The 8,589-nt window shown below is 61.9% G+C and carries 9 protein-coding genes and 1 pseudogene; 2 read left to right on the forward strand and 8 right to left on the reverse strand.

Going from position 1 to position 8,589, the window contains the following annotated elements:
- The 5 genes and pseudogenes from Q4Q11_RS29510 to Q4Q11_RS29530 form a co-directional block, all read right to left on the reverse strand.
- Window positions 1–234 (reverse strand): annotated as a pseudogene (locus Q4Q11_RS29510) (dihydroorotase); the annotation flags it as partial.
- A gap of 142 nt (window positions 235–376) precedes the next feature.
- A complete protein-coding gene (locus Q4Q11_RS29515) occupies window positions 377–1,009 on the reverse strand; it encodes a nucleoside triphosphate hydrolase (protein WP_498571691.1) in 633 nt (210 codons plus the stop codon).
- Window positions 1,006–1,815 carry an ATP-binding cassette domain-containing protein gene (locus Q4Q11_RS29520; protein ID WP_498571692.1) on the reverse strand — a complete coding sequence of 270 codons (810 nt, stop codon included), beginning with the start codon at window positions 1,813–1,815 and terminating at the stop codon, window positions 1,006–1,008. Before Q4Q11_RS29520 ends, Q4Q11_RS29515 begins: the two co-directional genes overlap by 4 nt.
- Window positions 1,791–2,855 (reverse strand): ABC transporter permease, encoded by a 1,065-nt coding sequence (locus Q4Q11_RS29525; RefSeq protein WP_112506401.1) that lies wholly within the window; start codon window positions 2,853–2,855, stop codon window positions 1,791–1,793. Before Q4Q11_RS29525 ends, Q4Q11_RS29520 begins: the two co-directional genes overlap by 25 nt.
- Before the next feature lie 171 nt (window positions 2,856–3,026).
- Window positions 3,027–4,052, reverse strand: coding sequence for a sugar ABC transporter substrate-binding protein (locus Q4Q11_RS29530; RefSeq protein WP_112506398.1), 1,026 nt, complete (start codon window positions 4,050–4,052; stop codon window positions 3,027–3,029).
- Between the two features lie 251 nt (window positions 4,053–4,303).
- Here Q4Q11_RS29530 and Q4Q11_RS29535 point away from each other — a divergent pair, with 251 nt between their 5' ends.
- Both Q4Q11_RS29535 and Q4Q11_RS29540 read left to right on the forward strand, forming a co-directional pair.
- Complete coding sequence (locus tag Q4Q11_RS29535) at window positions 4,304–5,551, forward strand: ROK family transcriptional regulator (protein WP_112506396.1); 1,248 nt, start codon at window positions 4,304–4,306, stop codon at window positions 5,549–5,551.
- Window positions 5,535–5,969, forward strand: coding sequence for an RbsD/FucU family protein (locus tag Q4Q11_RS29540; protein ID WP_113337079.1), 435 nt, complete (start codon window positions 5,535–5,537; stop codon window positions 5,967–5,969). Before Q4Q11_RS29535 ends, Q4Q11_RS29540 begins: the two co-directional genes overlap by 17 nt.
- Window positions 5,970–6,174: 205 nt before the next feature.
- Here the strand turns inward: Q4Q11_RS29540 and Q4Q11_RS29545 are convergent, their stop codons facing one another.
- From Q4Q11_RS29545 to Q4Q11_RS29555, 3 genes are all read right to left on the reverse strand, one after another.
- Entirely contained in the window at window positions 6,175–7,212 is a 1,038-nt protein-coding gene (locus tag Q4Q11_RS29545; protein ID WP_498571693.1) for a 4-hydroxyproline epimerase, read from the reverse strand.
- Window positions 7,213–7,226: 14 nt separating this feature from the next.
- A complete protein-coding gene (locus Q4Q11_RS29550) occupies window positions 7,227–7,937 on the reverse strand; it encodes an SDR family oxidoreductase (protein ID WP_112506387.1) in 711 nt (236 codons plus the stop codon).
- A 230-nt stretch (window positions 7,938–8,167) separates the two neighbouring features.
- On the reverse strand, window positions 8,168–8,589 hold a 422-nt coding region (locus Q4Q11_RS29555), incomplete at its 5' end, for an alpha/beta hydrolase (RefSeq protein WP_498571694.1).

An 8,589-nucleotide genomic window follows, 5' to 3' on the forward strand; every position in this document is an offset into this window, starting at 1 on the left:
GGTGAGATAGAGTGTCATCAGCGGCTGGAAACGATCGCCCGCCGGCAATGCCTTCAAAATGCGCTCGCGATAGGCCGTCGCGTCCGCCGTCGTCACGACGGGCGGGACGAGATTGGGCATGATGATGGCGCGGGCGAAGTGTCTGGACGTATCAGCGATCACGCCTTCCAGCATGGCGCCATCCCGCAGATGCAGATGCCAGTCGTCAGGACGGCGGATGGTGAGCTTTTGCATGGGCGCGACCTCTGGGATGTGAGCGCGATCTTGCCCGAAGGCTGTTTCGGCCTTTTCGGGATCGCACTTTTGCTATCGCGCTTCGATAGCACCATCCGCCCCCGCAAAACAATCCGCGCCGGCGCCTAAATGACGGTCAAGGTCAGCCCTGCACGATATCGATGGTGACGTCTGCACGGCGGCGGTTCTCGAGGATCAGCCGGCCATTCGGCAGGTCATTGCCGTAGACCTTGGCCCGGGCGGTTTCTTCATCGAGATCGTAGCCCCTCCAGCGCGCCCAAAGCCGCTCCTCGAGCACCTCGATGGGCGGGGCGAGCATGATCGAATAGTCGAACATGCCCTCAAGTTCAGCCCATTTTCCCTGGCTGAACAGCAGGTAGTTTCCTTCGACGACGATGAAGCGATGCTCGGCCGAGACGATGCGGGCCGAGGCGATGGCAATCTCCCGCGAACGGTCGAAGACCGGAACCAGGACCTCCTGGTCGGCGGCGCGCACAGCCTTGACGATGTCGAGAAAGGCGCGAACGTCGAAACTTTCCGGTACGCCCTTCCGCTTCAGAAGTCCCTTCTCGACGAGGACGGCATTGTCCATGTGGAAGCCGTCCATCGGCAGGACTTCGACGCTTTCCCCTTTTGCCTTCAGAGCTTTGGCGACATTGTCGGCCAGTGTCGATTTTCCGGCGCCGGGAGGACCGGCAATCGCCACAAGGAACCGCTTCGCGTTGCCGGCGCGCGCAATGATCTCGCCGGCAACATCTTCAAGAGAGATGCTCATGCAGCGACATTCTCGACCGGCGGAGCCTTGGCGCCGGTCATGAAGGCGACAGCATCGGACATGGAATAATCCTTGGGGTTGATGACGGTCAGGCGTCGTCCAAGGCGATGGATATGAATGCGGTCCGCCACCTCGAAGACGTGCGGCATGTTGTGCGAGATCAGGACGATCGGCAAGCCGCGGGCGCGCACGTCGAGGATGAGCTCCAGAACCTTGCGGCTTTCCTTGACGCCGAGGGCTGCCGTCGGCTCGTCCATGATGACGACCTTGGAGCCGAAGGCAGCGGCGCGCGCCACGGCCACACCCTGGCGCTGACCGCCGGAAAGCGTTTCCACCGCCTGGTTGATGTTCTGGATCGTCATCAGACCCAGCTCAGTCAGTTTGTCACGAGCGCGCTTTTCCATGGCCGGCCGGTCGAGCATGCGGAATACGGAGCCGAGAATGCCGGGCCTGCGCACTTCACGACCGAGGAACATGTTGTCGGCAATCGAGAGCGCCGGCGACAGCGCCAGATTCTGGTAGACGGTTTCGATACCGGCTTCGCGCGCTTCCATCGGCGAGCGGAAGTGGACCGGCTTTCCCTCCAGCCTGATCTCGCCCTCATCGGGGGTGACCGCGCCGGAGATCGCCTTGATCAGCGAGGATTTGCCGGCGCCGTTGTCGCCGATCACGGCAAGGATCTCGCCGGGATAGAGGTCGAAATCGGCGTTGTCGAGCGCGGTCACGCGTCCATAGCGCTTGACGAGACCGCGGGCAGTGAGGATGGGTTCGACGGTCGTGGTCATGCCGATACCTTTCTGATCCATTGATCGATCGCGACGGCGCCGATGATGAGTACGCCGGTCAGAAGCACCTTCCACTGCGGATCGGCTCCGAGCATATTGAGGCCCATGGAGACGACGCCGACGATCATGGCGCCGAAGAGCGTGCCGAGGATCGAGCCGCGGCCGCCGAAGAGCGAGATGCCGCCGATGACGGTTGCGGTGATCGCCTGAAGATTGAAATCGGTCACGGCGGAGGACGGCGAGACCGAGCCGTTGCGGCCAATGGAGACCCAGGCGGCAAGGGCTGCAATCAGTCCCGATACGCCATAGACGGCAAGAAGTACCTTCTTGGTCTGAATACCGGCAAGTTTCGCCGCTTCCGGATCGTCACCGACCGCATAGACATGGCGCCCCCAGGCCGTGTGATTGAGGACGTACCAAAGGCCGACGACCAAGAGCACCATGGCGATGACGCCGAGAGTGAGCACCGCACCGCCGACCCGGAAGCTGGCGGCAAACAGATGCAAGAGCGGCGCCTTTTCATCGACATCGGTGTCGCGGATGGTTTCGTTGGCCGAATAGATGAAGTTCGTCGCCATGACGATATTCCATGTGCCGAGCGTCACGATGAACGGCGGCAGCTTCATGTTGGCGACGAGGAAGCCGTTGAGCAGGCCGCAAATGCCACCCACCACCATGCCGGCCACGATAGCGATCGGTGTCGGCAGACCGTAGGTGACGGCGACATTGCCCATGACGACGGAGGAGATGACCATGATGACGCCGATGGACAGATCGATGCCGGCGGTCAGGATGACCAGCGTCTGGGCCGCGCCGAGAATACCGACGATGGCGATCTGCTGCAGGATGAGCGTCAGCGTATAGGCGGAAAAGAACCGCCCGCCGATCGAGATGCCGAAGATCACGATCGCCAATACCAAGACGATGAGCGGCACCGCCGCCGGCGTCGAATGCAGAAAGTGCTGCACGCGCTTCAAAAGAGAGACATCGTTGTGCTCGAACGAAGCGACGTTCTTGTCGCTGCCGTCGAGAACACGTTCGAATTCCTGTGCTCCGGACATTTTGTTCCTCCGCCACCGCGCACATGCGCGGAAACCGCCGGCTGTTGGGGGCCAGCCAGGATCTGAACCCGACCGACGTGACTGTTTCGATTGTCTGTTCCCTATAAAAGAGCCGCGCCAGCAGGCGCATGACGCGGCTCCTTAAGGGATTATATCACATTCGTGAGGGGCTTAGCCCCAGCACTTGTTCAAGCCTTCCTTGGTGTCGATGGACTTCAGACCGGAAACCGGCTTGTCCGTCACCAGGGAAACGCCGGTGTCGAAGAAGGTCTTGCCTTCGGTTGGCTTCGGCTTTTCACCGGAGTCGGCGAACTTCTTGATCGCCTCGACGCCGAGGGCAGCCATCATCAGCGGATACTGCTGGGCAGTTGCGCCGATGACACCATCCTTGACCGACTTGACGCCCGGGCAACCGCCGTCGATCGAAACGATCAGAACCTGCTTTTCGAGGCCGACAGCCTTCAGGGCCTGATAAGCACCGGTCGCGGCCGGCTCGTTGATCGTGTGGATGACGTTGATGCCGGAGTCCTTCTGCAGAAGGTTTTCCATGGCCTTGCGGCCGCCTTCTTCGTTGCCGTTGGTGACGTCATGGCCAACGATGCGCGGATCGGTTTCGTCGCCGATCTTGTTCGGGTCCTTCGGGTCGATGCCGAAGCCCATCATGAAGCCCTGGTCGCGCAGGACATCGACGGACGGCTGCGACGGCGTCAGATCCAGGAAGCCGATCTTGGCGTCCTTGACCTTATCGCCGAGGGTTTCCTTGGCCCACTGTCCCACCAGCTTGCCAGCAAGCAGGTTGTCCGTGGCGAAGGTGGCGTCAGCCGCATTGGCCGGTTCCAGCGGCGTGTCGAGTGCGATGACGAGCAGGCCGGCATCACGTGCCTTCTTGACCGAAGGAACAATGCCCTTGGTGTCGGATGCGGTGATCAGAATGCCCTTCGCGCCATCGGCGATGCAGCTCTCGATCGCGGCGACCTGGCTTTCGCTGTCACCATCGATCTTGCCGGCGTAGGACTTCAGCGTAACGCCGAGTTCCTTGGCCTTGGCGGCAGCGCCTTCCTTCATCTTGACGAAGAAGGGATTGGTATCGGTCTTGGTGATGAGGCAGGCGGATACGCCGGCGGCCTTGGCAGGTGCTGCGAAGGCAACGCCGATCGCCAGAGCGGCGACTGCTGCGGAAATAACAGATTTCTTCATTCAATCCTCCCGATGTTTGAAAGGCCGGATCCTCCGGCTGTCGCGGGCTCACTCCGAACCCGGTTTAAAGATGCGTCATGCCTGTCGGATTGTTTTCGGTAGACCTCCTCCAAGGCCATGTGCGCATCCTCGACGGTCCATATCAGAACCCAAAGAAATCCGCCTGTCAATAAATAAATCGGATTGAATTATTAATTGGATGTGGCATTCTGGAAAAAATCAGGCATGGCCATGATGGAAGGAGCAGGCCCATGTCTCTCGTGCACGACCCGGAGGACACACCCACAGCGCCGGCGATTCTCGACCCCTCCGGGGGTGCGAACCAGCTTGGCGTGCGCGCCCATAACGAGCGGCTCGTGCTGTCGCTGGTGCGCCGTCATGGCGCCCTGTCGAAGGCCGATATCGCCCGGCGGAGCGGCCTTTCGGCGCAAACCGTGTCCGTTATCATGCGGGAATTGGAGAAGGACGGACTGCTGTCGCGCGATGCGCCGGTGCGTGGGCGTGTCGGACAGCCATCCATCCCCATGCGGCTCAATCCGGACGCGGTGCTCTCCTTCGGCGTCAAGATCGGCCGGCGCAGCGCCGACCTCGTGCTGATGGATTTCGTCGGCGGCATCAGGATGCAGCTCCATCAAACCTATCCCTATCCGCTGCCGCAGGACATTCTCGCTTTCGTGACCTCCGGCATCAAGGAATTGGAAGGCCGGCTCAGCGACAGTGAACGGCGCAGGATCGCCGGCATCGGCGTCGCGGCGCCGTTCGAACTGTGGAACTGGGCAGAACAGGTAGGAGCCCCGCCCGGCGCGATGGACGTGTGGCGCGGTTTCGATCTGAGAACCGAAATCGCTTCACGTGTGCAGCATCCCGTGCTGCTGCAGAACGACGCCACCAGCGCCTGCGGCGCAGAACTCGTCTTCGGCGTCGGCCCGCATTATCCCGATTTCGTCTACTTCTTCATCGGCTCTTTCCTTGGCGGCGGTATCGTTCTCAATTCGTCGATCTTCGTGGGCCGGACAGGGACGGCCGGCGCGCTTGGCCCTCTGCCCGTGCGCGGCCGCAATGGCGAGAACCGACAGCTTCTGGAGATCGCCTCGATCTTCGTGCTCGAAAATCTTCTGCGGGATCACGGCTTCGACTCGCGTCCTCTCTGGTACTCGGCCGACAACTGGATCGATTTCGGCGAACCGCTGGAAATCTGGATCCAGGATACGGCCAAGGCATTGGCGCAGGCGATCGTGGCATGCGCCTCCGTCATCGATTTCAGCGCCGCCGTCATCGATGGCGGGTTTCCGCACTGGGTGCGCGAACGCGTGGTGCGCGCAACCATGAAGGCTGCCGCGGAACTGGATCTTCAGGGCGTCGTCATGCCCGAGATCGTCGAGGGCGCGGTGGGACCGCAGGCCCGCGCCATCGGCGGCGCCAGCCTGCCGATCTTTGCGCGCTACCTCATCGATCAAAACGTTCTTTTCAAGGAGATAGAGCATGCTGAAGGGCATTGACCCGCTATTGAGCCCAGAGCTTTTGGCGACCTTGCGCGCGATGGGCCATGGCGACGAGATCGCCCTCGTGGACGGCAATTATCCAGGCCTCGAACATGGGCGGCGCCTCATCCGCCTCGATGGCCACGGCGTCACTCCTGTGCTCGACGCCGTGCTGAGCGTTTTGCCGATCGACGATTTCGTGCCGCAGGCGATTTTCCGGGCAACCGTCAAACAGGATCGGGACGCCGTCGACCCTGTTCATGCCGAAATGATCGAGTGCTGCGCCCGGCACGTACCCGACATCAAGGTCGTGCCGCTGCTGCCGGCGGAATTCTACGAGCGGGTGAAGCAGGCGCATGCGCTGATCCAGACCAGCGAGCCGCGGCTCTATGGGAACGTTATTCTGCGCAAGGGTGTGATTTATCCAAAGGTGTGAGGGGACGGTCCTAAAGGCCCCTCATCCGGCCTTCGGCCACCTTTTCACCGCGCGCGGGGAGAAGGGGATGGGCGCACCTGCGACCTTCCTTTCGGCAATTTGCTCAGACGAGAATGCAAAACAAGTCCCCTCTCCCCGTCAAACGGGAAGAGGGTTAGGGTGAGGGGCAGAACTCGCCAAGTGGTCGAAGCGTATTGCTCGGCCCTCAAATATCCCCCGCCGAAGGTCCCCAGACATCCGTCATGGCAAAGCCTTCCGACATGGGGTCGAAGGGATCGAGCGCCACCTGGCTCAAGCCGAAGGTGAAGCCGCGGCCGGTGATCGTCGGGATGATGGCTGGCTTCCCGGCGACCTCGGTCTCCGCCTGCAGGCCAACTTCGAACTCCGAACCGATGATCGAGCGGGACTTGAAGACATCGCCGACCTTGGCCTTGCCTCGGGCATGCAGCGTCGCAAGATTGGCGGAATTGCCGGTGCCGCAGGGCGAACGGTCGGCGCGGCCGGGCCACATGGTCGTGCAGGTGCGGATCGCACCATCGGCATCGATGTCGCGGAACATCACATAGGCAACGCCCGAGATCGCCGGAATTTCCGGATGAACCACCGTGATCGCCCGGTTGATCGCATCCTTGATGACCATGCCGGCCTGAACGAGGGCGGCCGCGTTGGCCTTTTCGATCTTCAAGCCGATCTGACCGACATCGACGAGCCCGTAGAAAATGCCGCCATAGCAGAGGTCGAGCTTGATCCTGCCCCATTGCGCCGTGTCGAGACCGACATCCAGCTCGTGCACGAAGGACGGCACCATGGTCAGCCGCACCTTTTCGCACCGGCCGTCGCGGCAGGTCGCGGTGGCGCGCACGAGGCCGGCAGCCGTGTCGAGCGTGACGACGGTTTCCGGCTCCTTCATTTCGACAATGCCGGATTCAAGCAGGGCCGTGGTCACGCAGATGGAGTTCGAGCCCGAGCTCGCATGCGCCTGATCCGGCTGCAGGATGATGAAGCCCGCATCGGCCTCGGGGTGCTTGGCCGGCAGCAGCAGATTGACGGAGCCAATCGGCGCGCCGCGCGGCTCCAGAACAAGGAAGCGGCGCAGCTCCTGACCCTTCGGATCGGTGTTCAGCCAATGAAGCTGCTCGGCAATGCTGTTGCCGGGGATTTTGGGCACGCCGCCGATGGCGACCTTGCCGATTTCCCCTTCGCAATGAACGTCCAGCAGCTGGATCGTGCGCTTCCATCTCATCTCATATGCTCCAATCAGACGTGTCGCGTAATGCCGCCATCGACGCGGATATTCTGGCCGGTAATGTAGCCGGCGCCATCCGACAGCAGGAAGGCAGCCGTCTTGGCGATTTCGCTCATCAGGCCGATGCGCTTCATCGGCACCTTGTCGGCGGTTTCCGGTTTGTGGTTCAGGCTGTCGATATAGCCGGGCAGGATGCAGTTCATGCGGATATTGTCGGCTGCGTAGCGATCGGAGTAAAGCTTGGTGAAGGCGCCGGCCGCGGCGCGATAGGTGCAGGAGACCGGAAAGACCAGCGACGGTTCGTAAGCGGCGAAGGTGGTGATATTGACGAAAGCGCCTTTGCACTGCTTCAGCATGACCGGCGTCACCAGCCGCGCCATGCGCACAAGCGACAGGATCATCATGTCGGAGCCGAGCGTCCAGCTCTCGTCCGTGATGTCGAGCAGATCGCCCTTTGGCGGATGGCCCGTGTGATTGACCACGGCATCGATGCGGCCATAGCTTTTCATCGTCAAGTCGAAGATAGCCTGGATATCCTCGGCCTTTTCGGCAACACCGCGCGAAGCGACGCCGCCTAGCTCGGCCGCCAGCGTCTCGCAGCTTTCCGACGGCGACATCAGCGCCAGCCGATAGCCATTGGCGGCAAGCTCGCGGGCGATCGCTTCGCCCATGCCGCGGCCACCCCCGGTAATCAGTGCAACGGGCTTTTTGGTATCGGACATGGCTTTCCTCCTGACAGCTGTGGGTGCAAACGGCGTCCTGCCGAGCGTCGGTTTGGTGACCGATATCATATCGGCCCCCGGCCGGCCTGTCGCCAGCTACGTCCGGGACCATTCGCAATTATGCCATGCGCCAACAGGCACGGCTCTCTGATATATCAGATTGATCAACATGGCTACGACGTTTTGCAGCAGCCGTGAAGGCCGCTGCTGCGGATCAAATCATGGCTAAATCATTGCTGCAGCGCTTCACCGACATTGCTGCCAGTCGCTTCGACGCTATCGCCGAGAGAGCCGACGGTATTGCCGGCCGAAGCGCCGACCCGGCGCAACTGTTCGCCGTAGTTCTGCCGGGTGCGGGGATCGAAAATGGCAATCGGGGCGCTGACGGCCGCCCCTGCGACGCTGCCGACCGTTTGTGCGGCCCCCATGGCAACAGCGCCGACGGCATCGCCGATACCGACATCGGAATCGGTGATGGTCTGGCCGGCAATCAGCCGGGCGCCGATCAGCTTCACCACTTCCGGGCTTTCGGCGAACTTGCCGTGGTTCAGGCTATCGCCAGTCTTGAGCTTGGTGAGATCGAGTACGGCGATGCACTGCTTTTCCAGCTCGCTGCGGTAGGGTTCGGCGGCGGGATCGATCTGGCCGAGGC

Source organism: Rhizobium sp. UFLA01-1127, from assembly GCF_059803845.1.

Coding starts and splice junctions, on each gene's coding strand:
- Q4Q11_RS29515 (WP_498571691.1), bottom strand. CDS start 1,009: ATGAGCATCTCTCTTGAAGATGTTGCCGGCGAGATCATTGCGCGCGCC.
- Q4Q11_RS29525 (WP_112506401.1), bottom strand. CDS start 2,855: ATGTCCGGAGCACAGGAATTCGAACGTGTTCTCGACGGCAGCGACAAG.
- Q4Q11_RS29530 (WP_112506398.1), bottom strand. CDS start 4,052: ATGAAGAAATCTGTTATTTCCGCAGCAGTCGCCGCTCTGGCGATCGGC.
- Q4Q11_RS29545 (WP_498571693.1), bottom strand. CDS start 7,212: ATGAGATGGAAGCGCACGATCCAGCTGCTGGACGTTCATTGCGAAGGG.
- Q4Q11_RS29550 (WP_112506387.1), bottom strand. CDS start 7,937: ATGTCCGATACCAAAAAGCCCGTTGCACTGATTACCGGGGGTGGCCGC.
- Q4Q11_RS29535 (WP_112506396.1), top strand. CDS start 4,304: ATGTCTCTCGTGCACGACCCGGAGGACACACCCACAGCGCCGGCGATT.
- Q4Q11_RS29520 (WP_498571692.1), bottom strand. CDS start 1,815: ATGGATCAGAAAGGTATCGGCATGACCACGACCGTCGAACCCATCCTC.
- Q4Q11_RS29540 (WP_113337079.1), top strand. CDS start 5,535: ATGCTGAAGGGCATTGACCCGCTATTGAGCCCAGAGCTTTTGGCGACC.